This window comes from Microcoleus sp. B3-D7, from assembly GCF_036705305.1.
Lineage (GTDB): Bacteria > Cyanobacteriota > Cyanobacteriia > Cyanobacteriales > Microcoleaceae > Microcoleus.
In genome coordinates, this window is sequence record NZ_JAUBUE010000007.1 from 134379 (window position 1) to 147642 (window position 13264).

Sequence of the window (13264 nt, forward strand, 5' to 3'; positions counted from 1 at the left end):
TTAAAGGGTTTACAGAGTATCCAAAACCTGACGAATTACCCGATAAATCGATTCTAGTTCATCAGGAGAAATGCAGTAGGGAGGCATCAAGTAAAGCGTATTTCCCAAGGGGCGGAGCAAAAACCCCGCTTCGAGAAATCTGGCTTTCAATACAGGAGCGATGTCATTAAAATAACCGGAAACGCTTTCGGTTTTCACATCCATTGCTGCGATGGTGCCGCAAGTCCGAATCCGTTCGAGTTTAGGATGATTTCTCAGCCATTGATTCAGATATTGGCGGTGCAGTTTTTCCATCCCTTGATAAACATTTGGGTTTTGCTCCAAAAGCTCCATAGATGCTACACTCACCGCACAAGCTAAGGGATTTCCGGTGTAAGAATGACCGTGAAAAAAAGCTTTGTCCGATTCATCTCGCCAGAAAGCTTGATAAATATCCTCCGATGCCATTGTGACAGCAATTGGCAAGCAGCCGCCAGACAATCCTTTAGACAAACACAGGATATCCGGTGAAGTTCCAGATTTAAGCGAGGCAAACAGTTCGCCCGTGCGACCAAAACCAGTCATTACTTCATCGTAAATCAACAATACATTAAACTGGCGGGCAAGTTGTGCGAGATCCTGCAAAAACTCAGGGCGGCACATTCGCATTCCCCCGGCACCTTGCACCAAAGGTTCGATAAAAATTCCCGCATAGCCGCCCTGCTTTAACAAAAACTCCAATTTCTCTAAACTCGCCGCCTCCTTGCTTTCCACATCCTCATCGCCGTCAAAAGTCGCAGGAAAAGGAACAACATCCCCAGCAAACATTAAAGGTGCAAAAGATTCCCACCACAGCGAACTTCTGCCAGCAGACATGGCGCCCACAGTATCGCCATGATAACCTCCCTCAAAACTAATAAAGCTAGTACGGTTAGTTTCTCCGAGATTACGCCAATATTGAAATGCCATTTTCAGAGCAACTTCAACAGCAGTCGAGCCGTTATCAGAAAAGAAAATCCGCGTTAAAGAAGCAGCGGTATGAGTTAGCAATTTACTCGCAAGTTTCAGGGCTGGTTCGTGAGTAAATCCCGCAAAGATTACGTGTTCTAACTTTTGGGCTTGTTCGTAAAGAGCCTCAGCGAGAACCGGATGGCTGTGCCCGTGAACAGTCACCCACCAACTAGAAATGCAGTCAAGAATTTGCCGCCCGTCTGCTAATTCCAGCACCGATCCTTTGCCGCGAATTACCTTCAGCGGCGGGCCAGCCGTTTTCATTTGGGTGAAGGGCTGCCAAATCGGTGAAGTTGAAGAATTATGTTCCTGATTCGCAGTCATTTTTACCAATTAAACTAATATTAAGTTGTATTTTAATATAGCAAGTTTAAATCACTTATAAAATTTTTATTTTGGATTCTTTCTTCTCCTCTTCCTTCGTGTCCTTAGCGTCTTCGCGGTTCATTCAAAAAAAATCTAGTTTGGTGTCGATGGGGGCTGCCTGGAAACGTCAGCCCCCATACCACGTATTCGCGGGCGATGGTTAAAATTGTCAGTTACAATTTTCTGCCTTTGAGCAAATAAGTCGTCATAGATCCTTTGCCTTTAACATTAATTTTACCGCGTTTTTCCAACAAATACTTATCGCACAGCAACTCATAAGTTGATTTGCTAACTTGAATTTTACCAGGAAGTCCCTGAGACTCCATGCGGCTTGCTGTATTCACAGCATCTCCCCACAAATCGTAAATAAACTTTTTAGTGCCGATGACACCTGCTACAACAGGCCCAGTATTAATGCCAATGCGGATATTGAGAGGTTTACCGCATTCGTCGCGGAATTTCATAATTTCTTCCTGCATTTCCAGCGCCATTTCGGCAATAGATTCGGCGTGATTTTTACAGGGAAGCGGCAAACCGCCTGCTACCATATAATTGTCGCCTATCGTCTTAATTTTTTCTAAGCCGTATTGTTCGCTCAACCTATCGAAAGATGAAAATATTTTGTTAAGTAATTCTACTAATTCTTCAGGAGACGTGCGCGAAGATATTTCGGTAAAGCCCACAATATCAGCAAACAAAACCGTAACCTCGGCAAATCCGTCCGCAATATTTATCTGACCTTGTTTTAGGCGATCGGCAATCATTACCGGTAATATATTTAGTAATAAACGTTCCGACTTTTCTTGTTCGGCGCGCAATACTTCCTCAGCTTGTTTCCGCTGTGCAATTTCCTTGTAAACTCGGTGAAACATTTGATTAAATGCGACCATGAGTTCTCCTAACTCGTCATCCCGTTTGACAGACAGAGAGTAGAAATCAGGTTGTTCTCGATCTTTGCTCAAAGCGTCTCCGGCAGCGATCAAGTCATCGCGCAATCTCAAGATAGGTGCAATTACTGTTACCCCTAAAAAGAACATAGTCACAGAAGTGACAAAGGCTGATATAATGATGACTAGAACAGCAATCCGCCCGATAAATGCGTAGAGTTCCGGTTGAACGGTGGAAGCATCGTGGCGAACTATTAAGACGTAATCGCCTCCCAAATGTCGCTCCGTCCAAGCAATATCGTAGCGCTTGCCATCGAAATTATGATGGTGAACTATAGGAGCTTTTTTTAGTTGCTTTAAACTGATTTTTGGGGGTTCGCCAAGTGTATATATTAGCTCACCGTTAGCTTGGTAAATAGATAGTCCTAAAACTACTTGAGAATCCTTAGTAATATTTTTTACTTCTTCTTGCAAGAAAGTGCGATCGGAAATATCTTGTTGGAGCAAAAACTCTAGGGAATCAACTGTCGCGCGAGATACCTGTTCCAGTTGACTTAAAAGTTCATTTTCTCGCCGAAAATAAGATGGAACTAAAATAATTCCCTCTATGACAAGAATGCTAGCAAATACCCACAAAGCTATTTGCCTAGACAAGCGAGATTTGAAAAATTTCAAAAATGATAAAATCCGCAATAACATAAAACTTACTATTTTGCAAATGGCTAATGTAGGACATAGAAAAATAAACCCGGTTTCTCGTAATAAATTTTTGGTTTGTCAACGAAGCAACCGCGCAGAAACCGGGCTCTCAAATCTCCTGTGTAATTCCTGTAATTGTCAGTAGTCAACAGCCAGCAGTTATTAACTGTTAGTTCTTGGCTGACGACTAACAACGAATGACTGATGACTTCGGACTAAGTAGCATACCCCTTAATAATATAATAAACAAATTAAACCGAAACTGCGCTGACTAGCCTGCCTGCAAGCAGATAAGTATTCATATCGCCCTTACCTTTGATGTGGATAATTCCTCTGTCTTCAAACAGATACTTATTTTGCAAGATATCGTAAGTGGATTGTGTGACTTGAATCGCGCCGGCAATCCCGTGGGATTCCATGCGGGCTGCTGTATTGACGGCATCGCCCCAGAGGTCGTAAATAAATTTTTTAGTGCCAATAACCCCCGCAATTGCAGGGCCGGTATTGATGCCGATGCGAATGTTAATTCCTGTATGATGTTTGGCATTAAATTTTGCTAATTCCTCCTGCATATCTAAAGCCATTTCCGCAATGCTTTCCGCGTGGTTGCTGCTGGGATTGGGCAAACCTCCCACTACCATGTAAGCATCTCCAATTGTTTTGATTTTTTCCAAGCCGTACTTTTCCGTTAAACCATCGAAGGCTGAAAAAATTTCGTTGAGAAACTTGAGCAATTCTTCGGGAGATATTTGTGATGAAAGCACCGTAAAGCCCACGATATCTGCAAACAAAATCGTGACTTCTGCGAAGCCGTCAGCAATACTGCTTTGACCGTCTTTGAGCTTGGCAGCAATGGATTCGGGTAAAATATTGAGCAGCAGGCGATCGCTCTTTTCCTGTTCTTTCAGCAATTCTACATTAGTTTCTTGCAACTGTGCCGTGCGTTCCCTGACGCGCTCTTCTAATTGTTTAGCATTTTGGCGCAACCTGTTGATCGATAAAGTCAATCCTGTGATGCCTAAAATTGAAAGTCCTGCTAACAGTAAAAACAGGTTTTTAAGTTCACTTTGAGTAGTTTTAGTTATGGTATCGAGAGGTTGAATGATTTCTAATATCCCCCGTACATCTCCCACTTTCCAATCCTTTTTAGGACTGTCACGGTGAGTATTGTGACAGTTAACGCAGCTAGGAGTTAGAATATCGGCCTCGGCATATCGAAAAGCTGGCTTCCCGCGAAAATTTTCACTTCTGAAAAATTTTTCTTTCGGATTTTTGGTCAAATAGGTAATAGCTTGCCGTTCAAAATTGTCTCGGGGTCCGCCTTCTTTTCGCCGCCAGGGAAACGGGTACTCGCTGTAGACACGAAGGAATACTTCGGGATTTTTATTGGTAATCTGGTTGCCCAGTTCTATTAAGAAGGTGGCCGGTACGGGAATTGCTACTTTTGTCGGGTTGTAGTCGTGGGTAAAGTTAATCGCTTTAGCAGTGTTGAGAGGATTGACAACATCCGTACTATAAAGGGTGCGGGCTTCTTTAACAGCTTGGGCATAGAGGGTGGCATTTTGGAGGGCTTGCGATTCAATTAGGGTTGAGGAAAGACGAGACATATTTGCCATCGCTACTCCTACACCTACACAAAATAAAATTGTCACCGCAAGCAGAATTCGCTTGTAAATTAATTGGCTGATGGCAGCCCGAATTCTAGAAATCAACTGGCGCATGGTATCCTCACGCGTGAGGTTTAATCTTGATTGGAATTTATGCACTACTAACATAACACTGCTTGTTCAGAGTGTTTTGCTGGCCTCCGGGGTAAAGCAAGACTCTTTGAGTGCAACCGAGGGTTAATTATGGTTTACCGCGAGTGTTTCGCTTATCCGTAAGAATACGCATAACTTGATAGTGGTTTTCTGTTGAGTGAAGTACAGATGATCGAGTAAGGACACGGCACTACCGTGTCCCTAGTTCACGCATTTTTTGTTCTATTTCGGTTAGGATAGCAATTGTAGTCTATGGTTGGCGATCGTGAATTCTGGCTCTACTGTCTCACCTACTAACAAGGAAATTTTTCCGGGAGAAGTTTTCGTCAATACTGCTGATTTTGATACCGGCATTCGGCGACTTTTACCTAAATATGACGAAATGCTGGATGTAGTTGCCGGCTGCATTGCTAACACAAACCACCGCATTTTAGAACTCGGCTGCGGGACGGGGGAACTAACTTTAAAAGTTCTCCAACGCTACCCATCGGCGGAAATAGTTGCTGTCGATTACTCGCCGCGAATGCTTGATTTTGCCCGCGCCAAAATAGAGTCGGCAGGATACGCAGCCCGGTGGACTGGTTTAGAAATGGATTTTGGAGAATGGGCGAACAATCCAAATTTATCAGGCTTGGGCGATAAATTCAATGCTTGCATTTCCTCTCTGGCAATTCATCATCTTGAGGATGAGATGAAGTTGAAATTGTTTGAACGCATTCGCGAAAGTTTAAATGCTGGTGGCTGTTTTTGGAATGCCGATCCTCTTTTAGCAGAATCAGCAGCAATGAAAGATATTTATCAAGCGGCGCGAGAAGATTGGGCGCTAAATCAGGGGGAAACCTTAGCACAAATTCGCGCCAATGTGGGGACGAGTGTCTCTTACGGGTATTCTAATCCCGATCGCCTAGCTACACTTTCGGCACATTTGGAAATGCTGGTAAAAGCTAGATTTGACACTGTTGCAGTTCCTTGGAAATACTACGGGATGGCGGTGTTTGGGGGATTTGTTAATTGATAAAAGCAGTCTTGGAGGCAGAACTTCAATATGTAGGGTGCGTGCATAAGCACCTTACTGCTTAAAGAAACATTGCTGTTTGTATTTTGTCTTACTAAGTTATGTTTGAAAAAATATATAATAGTGCCAGCATGGAGTAAACAAAATGACTGCAACTGCGATTCCAAGTATTGACTGGGATGCTTTTTCTTCTGAACTATCGGGAATTGAAATAATTAGCGATCGCGCGCAAGTTGTCAAGCTATCTCAAGACTATTATCACTTCAGTCCAGTTTTGCAACCTCTCTTAAGTGATAAAACAGGAGATTTAGTAGTTCGTCCCGCCAGCGAAGCCGAAGTTTTGCGGATTGCAGCAGCCTGCGTCAAATCCAAAATTCCGCTAACTGTTAGAGGTGCAGGAACGGGCAATTACGGGCAGTGCATTCCCCTCAAGGGCGGCGTCATTTTAGATACCAGCAAAATGAACAGTATCCGCTGGATAAAACCGGGTTTAGCTTGCGTAGAACCGGGGGTGAAAATGTCGGTTTTCGACAAACAAGCGCGAGAAACTGGTTGGGAATTGCGGATGGTTCCCTCAACTTATCGCACCGCAACGATTGGGGGATTTATCGGCGGCGGTAGCGGGGGAATTGGTTCGATAACTTACGGGCAATTGCGCGATCGGGGAAATCTTCATGCCGTTCGAGTCGTTACAATGGAAGACGATCCCCGCGTCATCGAATTGCGCGGCGATGAAGTGCAAAAAGTCAATCATGCTTACGGCACAAATGGGATTATTACTGAGTTAGAAATTCCCCTCGCCCCTGCTTATCCTTGGGCGGAAATCATCGTCGCTTTTGACGATTTTATGACATCGGCAAACTTCGGTCAAGCTTTGGGCGATGCTGACGGAATTATCAAAAAACTAATTTGTGTTTGTGCTTGGCCGATTCCTGCTTATTTTGCTGCTTTCCGCGAGGAGATTCCTGAAGGTAAGCACTGCGCTTTGTTAATGGTAGCTGAATCTTGTCTGGAACCGCTGCAAGATTTGGTGCGCGAATATGGCGGCACAATTTGCTATCAAAAAAACGCGCAAGCAGCGAGCAAAGGTGCAGCCATTGCTGAATTTACTTGGAATCATACAACTCTGCACGCTCGCAGCGCTGACCCGTCTCTGACTTATTTGCAGACGATTTTTCCCCCAGATCGAGGTTTGAAATTGATTGAGGAACTGTACAATTATTATGGGGATGAGGTGATGATGCACTTGGAGTTTTTGCGGATGAACGGCAGGGCGATCGCCGCAGCTTTGCAAATAGTTCGCTACACTACGGAATCACGGCTCAATGAAATTATTCGCTATCACGAACAGCAAGGCGCACTGATTGCTAATCCTCACACTTATATATTGGAAGATGGAGGGATGAAAAGTATTAATGTGGAACAGTTGCAGTTTAAAGAGTTGGTCGATCCTTACGGTTTGCTTAATCCGGGTAAAATGCGGGCGTGGTTGGAACGGGATTAAGGGCGATGGTTTTTAGATAAGATTCGGATCTTGAAATCGCTGCTAGAGAAACGAAGTCCGCCTAAGCGCTGGCTTCGCTCACGCGGACTGAGAAATGAGCAAACAGCAGTTGTAAATTTAAGGGACGGGGGCGGTAATTTCTGCAGGTGCCGCCCCTTCTGAAGGTACAGCTTGCTTTTCCAGTAGTAGGCGCTGTTTGTTGCGAAATTCTGCGGCCGCATCGTTTAAATTTTTGCGCTGTTCGCTATTAAATTCTTCCATGCTGCGGCCGCCTCCCAAATTGGATCGGTGAATTAAATCAAATATTCCGCTGCCGCTGCTGCGGCCGGAAAAGGGGTCGGTATTGTCTTGAGTTTGAAAGTCTTGCAGCGGTTGGGCATTATTTAAACCGCTGGCTTGAGCGAAGCTTGCTTGAGGCGATAACAGAGCACAGGATGCGATCGCGCTTGCAGCAATCCCAATCATCAATTTGCCGGATTTGGAAGTTTTGGTGTTCATAATTTATTAGTTGAACTTTCAAAAAAACAATTCTATCTAAACAATATTCTGACTTGTGACTAAATATTATATTACTTCGCTGGGGCTAAGGAGACAGCCATGCCCATTGGTGTCAACTTAAGCCTGAAAGGCTTGATAAATCTCGTTTTTACCTGAGTCCAGATCCCCCTAAATCCCCCTTAAGAAGGGGGACTTTGATCCATTTCCGGTTCCCCCCTTCTTAAGGGGGGCTAGGGGGGATCTAGGCTTAATAGTCCAACACCATTCTGTGACTGGGTTTGACGTTAAGTTGACACCAATGGGCTCTTGGAGTGTCCCTACAATAGACGGTGCAGGCTAAACGATCGCCCGCAGATAGGCCGCCGCCCTAAGCAAACCTGCGTCTCAGCAGCGGTTGAATGCTCAGCAGCGCCACCAAATCAAAGGCTAGCAATACTAACAGCGCTCCTCCAAAGGTAACATTACCCCAAGGAGCTTGCATGACGACACTTGCTAGCGACCAATCGCTGTGCAGGTACAAATAGCGGATGGGTTCGATCGCGTAACTCAGAGGATTGAGAGTTACCACAACTTGCAGCCACTCTGGCATAAATGACAGCGGCGCGAGGGCTGTGCTGGCAAATAACAGTGGCAAGTTAGTAACAAAAATTACCGCAATTAATTCTACGTGACCGGGGAGAGCGAAGGCTAAACCCAGACTCAAGCCTGTGACGCCCAAAACTAAGAGTAGGACAATGAGGGCGATCGCCCCCAGTCCGGCAATTCCGGGGAATCCTGCGCCCAAAAACGCTCCCGCTGTAACGATTGTGCCGGTTTGGATAAAGCTGAGCGTGACGATAAAAATGGCCGAAGCCAGGACGATCGAAAATCTGGAAGCCAGCGGCGCGACTAACAAGCGGTTGAGAAATCCGAACTCGCGATCGAACATAATCGGCAAACCGGCATTCAGCGCCCCTGCAAAGGCAGTAAAAACGATTACACCAGCGCCGAGAAATTGCCCGTAATTCTGGCTTTCGCCGAACAAGCCTGCGGGAGCATTTTCAAACAGAGCTCCGAACAAAACCAACCACATCAGCGGCTGAATAATGCCTGCAACTAGCGTCGAGGGGCGGCGCTGCAATTGAATAAACAGGCGCTTGGTTAAGGCGAGTGTTTCTTGGATGAAGTCGCCCAGCAGGGAACTGGAAGTGTCAGCGGATGCCGTGGAGAGTGGCCGCTGCTGGTTGAGGTTGTTGGGGGATGTAACAGTACCGCTCATAATTGCTTGTTGTTGATTTTGACTGTTGTGATTATGTTTACAGGAAATATGTTGAAAGCGAGTTTGGCAGGATGCTTTGATTATAGGCTATTTGGAGTTGAGAGGGTGGGTAGCTGCTGCTATTGCTGTTCATCGAGTAGCTGGAATGAAAGGAGAAAATTGTAGTAAAATAGGTAAACGCTACATATTAATTTAGTTTCCGAACTCTTAACAATATTTGAGAAGAAATTGATGTCATCAAGTGCGATCGCTACTTTGGTCAAAATCATGGAATCTTTGCCGGAAACTGTGAAAAATATAATTTTTCAACACCTGCAATAATTCATTGGCAAATTTAATATTACTTTCTGTTTATTTGAATCCCGACATTAAGTTATAAATTCCGGTTGAGATTGAAAGTCAACTGAAGCCCGGGGATAGATATACAGTTACTGTTACAGCAGATAGCACTGTTTTTCAGACGCTAAAAGCAGGTTTTGATTGGGAGGAGTTGCGGCGACGTAGAGACTAATTAGCACCCGCTCCCACTCCGATGACAATCGATTAAATTTGTGAACTTCTCCGGGAAGTTCGTTGTGAAAAAAATTCTGAAAGACAGTCAGAGCTATGAAACTCGATAATAATTGAAAAATAAACTCTTATGCGATTTGGGCAGTATGTTAATAAAACAATCCTGGATGCAACATCACCACAGACGGGGGCGATCACGGGGGATTGCCACTACAAAACGGTATATATAGAGGCTTTGAGTAAGTCCTATAATTGTCATCCTGAACGAGAGTGTTGCGATCTTCGTGAAGGGTTGCTCTGATAATGAAAATTTACCGTATTACAAGGACACGGCGACACGGCAGTGCCGTGTCCCTACAGATGCCGCTTTCCACCAGTTGGTATAATTTACGATCGCATCGCCTGTTTTTGCTCCGCCTTCAAATCGCGGTTGCTAGCAGCAGCCAACTCCGCATCCAACAGCGTCTTACCCGTCGCAGCCAAATACACATCATCCAAACTCGGCCGAGATTGAGCAATCCCAAAAGTAGGCAATCCCGCATCTTTTAAAGCTTGCTGAATAGTCACCAGCGCATCGCTTTGCGGTGTTACTACTAAATTGAGAGAATTTCCTTGAGCCGTGTTGACAATTACTTCCTGCACAAAAGGCAGAGATTGCATCAGATTTTTAGCTTTTTCGGCTTCTTCCATCGGCGAAAACTCCCGAATCCGCAAAGTCACCCGATCGCCCCCAACCCGATTTTTCAACTCCTCCGGCGTGCCCTCAGCAATTACCGTACCCTTGTCAATAATCGCCACGCGATCGGCCAAAGCGTCAACTTCTTCGAGATAGTGACTCGTAATCAAAACCGTCGTACCTTCCTCCCGCAAGCGGCGCAGGAAATCCCACACCACCACCCGGCTTTCAATATCCAGCCCGACTGTCGGTTCGTCTAACACCAAAACATCAGGCTGGTGCAGCAGCCCAGCAGCCAAATCCAAGCGTTTGCGGATACCGCCGGAATAAGTGCCCGTCTTTTTATTTTCCCACTCCTCCAAACCGAGGAGTTTCACCATTTCGTCAATCCGCCCTTTAATCGTATTGCGCGGCAAATGGTAAAGCGCTGCTTGCAGTTGCAGGAGTTCCCTGCCCGTCAGCACCTTATCGAGAGCAACTTCTTGGGCGACGTAGCCGAGTTTTTGTCTGGCAATTCTCGGCTGGCTGACAGCAGAAATGCCAGACACTTCAATACGTCCGCTATCGGGGGCACTCAAAGTACAAAGTACCCGCAGGGTTGTGGTTTTGCCTGCACCGTTGGGGCCTAGCAAACCAAATATTTCCCCCGGTTCTACCTTGAAGGAAACATCTTTAACGGCTTCTACAGTGCCGTAGCGTTTCTGAAGATTTTCAATTAAAACGGCGGGAGCCATATATTTTGGGGATGAACTGGTTGTTAATATTTTGACACTTCCGGGCTCAAATTGCCGGAATGGTCGATCGACTAATGCGACTGGCTGTGCTGGTAACGATCGCACACTCCTCGTCAACCGCAAACTGCTTATAGTTTTGATTCTTAATATCAGTTTAAAAAATATTCACTTTAGAGCGGTTTTCAACCCTGATATAGCATTTCTCAATAAAGTGAGGTATGCCCTATGCCCACTGAGGCCTATGCCCACTGAGGCCTATGCCCGCTTATCAAGCGTACACCTCATGTTACTGAGAAAGGCTATATTCATCAGTTTTCCCACTCTCCAATCTCCCCTCTCAAATCCAAAAAATTATGAGTTTTGAGTTAATTATAACTTTTCAGTTAGTAACTCAAAACTCACAATTGTTCAACAAGTAGAGATGCACCCGAAACCTGTTATTTTATAATTATCTCTACCTATAGGCTCATGTGTAGCGAGATTCTGATAATTAACACACTGGTCAAACACATCACACTTTCGAACCCATTATTAAACACAAAAAACTTCCCGAAGTGGCAAGTTATACTTGTAATGAGTTCCCCAACAAATGTAACCGTATGCCCGTGCTTTCAACCCCGATAGTTATCAGTCATTACCAATTATTTAATCGAAAATCGCAAATCGAAAATGGTATTAACTCCCCTAAAGGGAGTGCCTGCCACGTCTTTAATCGACAATTTTTACCCAACCGCGGCGCACGTTGTACAGCAGTCGGTTGATGATGGCATACTCATCTTCATTCAGTGTTCTTTCTAAGAGTGCAGATCTGAGCTGTCTCCGGTCGTGGCGAGTCACGACGCTGGAGAACATGACCTGACCAAATAACTCTTCGAGTGTCATTTGGGATACTGACATGATAAACCTCCTAGTTGATTGAGACAGATAAAATTTTAACAGGCTTGTTGTATTTGTATTATGCACTCTGGGAGTGACTTCAAAGGCGATCGAACACATTGACACGGTGTGATTTTTTGGTTAAAAATCTGTGACCAAGACTTTGATGCCAAGTGACTTGGATCTCTTAAATTTGTGATGCTTGTCACTGAAGTCAGAAGTCAGAGGGAAAAAGGCTATCAAGCGCGATCGCCAAATCTCAGCTTCGCCGATCGCCCTCAAAAACTCTCCATCCCGTCCTCACCGCTTCTCAACATCATTTTCCCCTATGCCAATTTTCCAGCTAATTGAGGCATCGGTCAATAGTCGCCACAACCGACTCGGCCAACTCTTTCAGCGCGTAACCCCCCTCCAAACCAAAAGCTATGCGGCGGGTGAGTTGCAGACAGTATCCGGTGAAAGTACCGAAATCTGATGGCATCAGAGTCATGCTCGCCAGCGGATCGGACGCAGTAGCGTCATAACCAGCGCTGACAATCAACAAATCCGGTTCAAATTTGGACAAAAAAGGCACGACAAGAGATTCAAAGGCGCTCAGGTATTCAGCTATGCCACCGCCCGGATACAGGGGAATGTTCAGCACGTTGTCGTAAGCACCGCGCTCCTCGGCATCTCCTGTTCCCGGATAGCACGGAGATTGATGCAGGGAACAGTAGGCAATTTGCCGGCAGTTTTCCACCAAAGATTGAGTGCCGTTGCCGTGGTGCACGTCCCAGTCGAGGACAGCGACGCGGTTGATTCCCGGCTGTTCCAGGGCGTAGTGAGCAGCGATCGCAGCATTGGAAAACAAGCAAAAACCCATCGCGCGGGCGTTTTCGGCGTGGTGTCCCGGTGGCCTGGCCAGCACAAAAGCCGGTTCCCCCGCAGCCACCACTCGATCGACCCCATCGAGCCAAGCACTCGCCGCTAGCAGCGCTACATCGTAACTTTCAGCAGAAATCGGCGTATCACCGTCGAGGTAGCCGCCTCCCCGATGAGCCAAATGTTCGACTTCTTTGATGTATCTTTGCGAGTGAACTTTTTTGATAGCCGAGAACAGTTGTTGTTCGCGCTGCGGCACTGGGGTGGGCAGTTGCCACTCAATTTGAGCTGCCCAAGGAGCAGCTTTCAGAGCGTTGACGATCGCCGTTAAACGTTCTGGTCGCTCTGGGTGAAGCATTCCAGTCTTGTGCAGCAAGAAATCTTGGGAGTAGATGACGGGTAGCATCAGCAGATTTTAGAGTTAATATTTGAGATTTTAGATTTTCTGTTTGTTTCAATTCGGCCTTCGGCTGTGTGAAATTAAAATTGCTATCGAGTAACCATTTTAATTTCTTAGAGGAGCGTCAAAAAAACTCACGAAAGCATGAAACCCTTCAGCCTAAAAAAACCTTTTTAGCTTTTGCCAACTGCTGACAAAATTACCAACTGACAAATTATCAATTGTGCTTG

Annotated in this window: 10 protein-coding genes and 2 pseudogenes; 3 read left to right on the forward strand and 9 right to left on the reverse strand. The window is 45.5% G+C overall.

The window, feature by feature from the left end; genetic code table 11:
• Nucleotides 1-9: 9 nt before the first annotated feature.
• From bioA to QUB25_RS29760, 4 genes and pseudogenes are all read right to left on the reverse strand, one after another.
• Nucleotides 10-1314 (reverse strand): adenosylmethionine--8-amino-7-oxononanoate transaminase, encoded by a 1305-nt coding sequence (gene bioA, locus QUB25_RS07935; RefSeq protein WP_333182646.1) that lies wholly within the window; start codon nucleotides 1312-1314, stop codon nucleotides 10-12.
• A gap of 215 nt (nucleotides 1315-1529) precedes the next feature.
• Nucleotides 1530-2942 (reverse strand): adenylate/guanylate cyclase domain-containing protein, encoded by a 1413-nt coding sequence (locus tag QUB25_RS07940; protein ID WP_333182647.1) that lies wholly within the window; start codon nucleotides 2940-2942, stop codon nucleotides 1530-1532.
• A gap of 251 nt (nucleotides 2943-3193) precedes the next feature.
• Nucleotides 3194-3910 (reverse strand): annotated as a pseudogene (locus tag QUB25_RS29755) (adenylate/guanylate cyclase domain-containing protein); the annotation flags it as partial.
• Between the two features lie 138 nt (nucleotides 3911-4048).
• Nucleotides 4049-4717 (reverse strand): annotated as a pseudogene (locus tag QUB25_RS29760) (Tll0287-like domain-containing protein); the annotation flags it as partial.
• A gap of 250 nt (nucleotides 4718-4967) precedes the next feature.
• Here QUB25_RS29760 and QUB25_RS07950 point away from each other — a divergent pair.
• Together QUB25_RS07950 and QUB25_RS07955 are read left to right on the forward strand one after the other, a co-directional pair.
• Complete coding sequence (locus QUB25_RS07950; protein WP_333182649.1) at nucleotides 4968-5717, forward strand: class I SAM-dependent methyltransferase; 750 nt, start codon at nucleotides 4968-4970, stop codon at nucleotides 5715-5717.
• 145 nt (nucleotides 5718-5862) lie between these two features.
• Entirely contained in the window at nucleotides 5863-7221 is a 1359-nt protein-coding gene (locus QUB25_RS07955) for an FAD-binding oxidoreductase (RefSeq protein ID WP_333182650.1), read from the forward strand.
• A 117-nt stretch (nucleotides 7222-7338) separates the two neighbouring features.
• Here QUB25_RS07955 and QUB25_RS07960 read toward each other — a convergent pair whose 3' ends face one another.
• The 4 genes from QUB25_RS07960 to QUB25_RS07975 form a co-directional block, all read right to left on the reverse strand.
• Nucleotides 7339-7719: a hypothetical protein gene (locus tag QUB25_RS07960; protein WP_333182651.1), complete on the reverse strand. Its 381-nt coding sequence runs from the start codon at nucleotides 7717-7719 to the stop codon at nucleotides 7339-7341.
• A gap of 367 nt (nucleotides 7720-8086) precedes the next feature.
• The gene (locus tag QUB25_RS07965; RefSeq protein WP_333182652.1) at nucleotides 8087-8977 is read right to left on the reverse strand and encodes an ABC transporter permease; all 891 of its coding nucleotides are present in this window, start codon (nucleotides 8975-8977) and stop codon (nucleotides 8087-8089) included.
• An 897-nt stretch (nucleotides 8978-9874) separates the two neighbouring features.
• Complete coding sequence (locus QUB25_RS07970) at nucleotides 9875-10897, reverse strand: ATP-binding cassette domain-containing protein (RefSeq protein WP_333182689.1); 1023 nt, start codon at nucleotides 10895-10897, stop codon at nucleotides 9875-9877.
• Between the two features lie 708 nt (nucleotides 10898-11605).
• The gene (locus tag QUB25_RS07975; protein ID WP_015175516.1) at nucleotides 11606-11794 is read right to left on the reverse strand and encodes a hypothetical protein; all 189 of its coding nucleotides are present in this window, start codon (nucleotides 11792-11794) and stop codon (nucleotides 11606-11608) included.
• A 177-nt stretch (nucleotides 11795-11971) separates the two neighbouring features.
• On the opposite strand from QUB25_RS07975, the gene QUB25_RS07980 reads away from it, so the two are divergent.
• The gene (locus QUB25_RS07980; RefSeq protein WP_333060294.1) at nucleotides 11972-12124 is read left to right on the forward strand and encodes a hypothetical protein; all 153 of its coding nucleotides are present in this window, start codon (nucleotides 11972-11974) and stop codon (nucleotides 12122-12124) included.
• Here QUB25_RS07980 and QUB25_RS07985 read toward each other — a convergent pair.
• The gene (locus QUB25_RS07985) at nucleotides 12117-13040 is read right to left on the reverse strand and encodes a histone deacetylase (protein ID WP_333040503.1); all 924 of its coding nucleotides are present in this window, start codon (nucleotides 13038-13040) and stop codon (nucleotides 12117-12119) included. The genes QUB25_RS07980 and QUB25_RS07985 overlap by 8 nt on opposite strands.
• Nucleotides 13041-13264 lie beyond the last annotated feature (224 nt).

What these genes read in the sequence shown, in the direction of transcription:
- QUB25_RS07965 (WP_333182652.1), bottom strand. Translation starts at nt 8,977, where the DNA reads ATGAGCGGTACTGTTACATCCCCCAACAACCTCAACCAGCAGCGGCCA.
- QUB25_RS07985 (WP_333040503.1), bottom strand. Translation starts at nt 13,040, where the DNA reads ATGCTACCCGTCATCTACTCCCAAGATTTCTTGCTGCACAAGACTGGA.
- QUB25_RS07960 (WP_333182651.1), bottom strand. Translation starts at nt 7,719, where the DNA reads ATGAACACCAAAACTTCCAAATCCGGCAAATTGATGATTGGGATTGCT.
- bioA (WP_333182646.1), bottom strand. Translation starts at nt 1,314, where the DNA reads ATGACTGCGAATCAGGAACATAATTCTTCAACTTCACCGATTTGGCAG.
- QUB25_RS07970 (WP_333182689.1), bottom strand. Translation starts at nt 10,897, where the DNA reads ATGGCTCCCGCCGTTTTAATTGAAAATCTTCAGAAACGCTACGGCACT.
- QUB25_RS07955 (WP_333182650.1), top strand. Translation starts at nt 5,863, where the DNA reads ATGACTGCAACTGCGATTCCAAGTATTGACTGGGATGCTTTTTCTTCT.
- QUB25_RS07940 (WP_333182647.1), bottom strand. Translation starts at nt 2,942, where the DNA reads ATGTTATTGCGGATTTTATCATTTTTGAAATTTTTCAAATCTCGCTTG.
- QUB25_RS07975 (WP_015175516.1), bottom strand. Translation starts at nt 11,794, where the DNA reads ATGTCAGTATCCCAAATGACACTCGAAGAGTTATTTGGTCAGGTCATG.
- QUB25_RS07980 (WP_333060294.1), top strand. Translation starts at nt 11,972, where the DNA reads ATGCTTGTCACTGAAGTCAGAAGTCAGAGGGAAAAAGGCTATCAAGCG.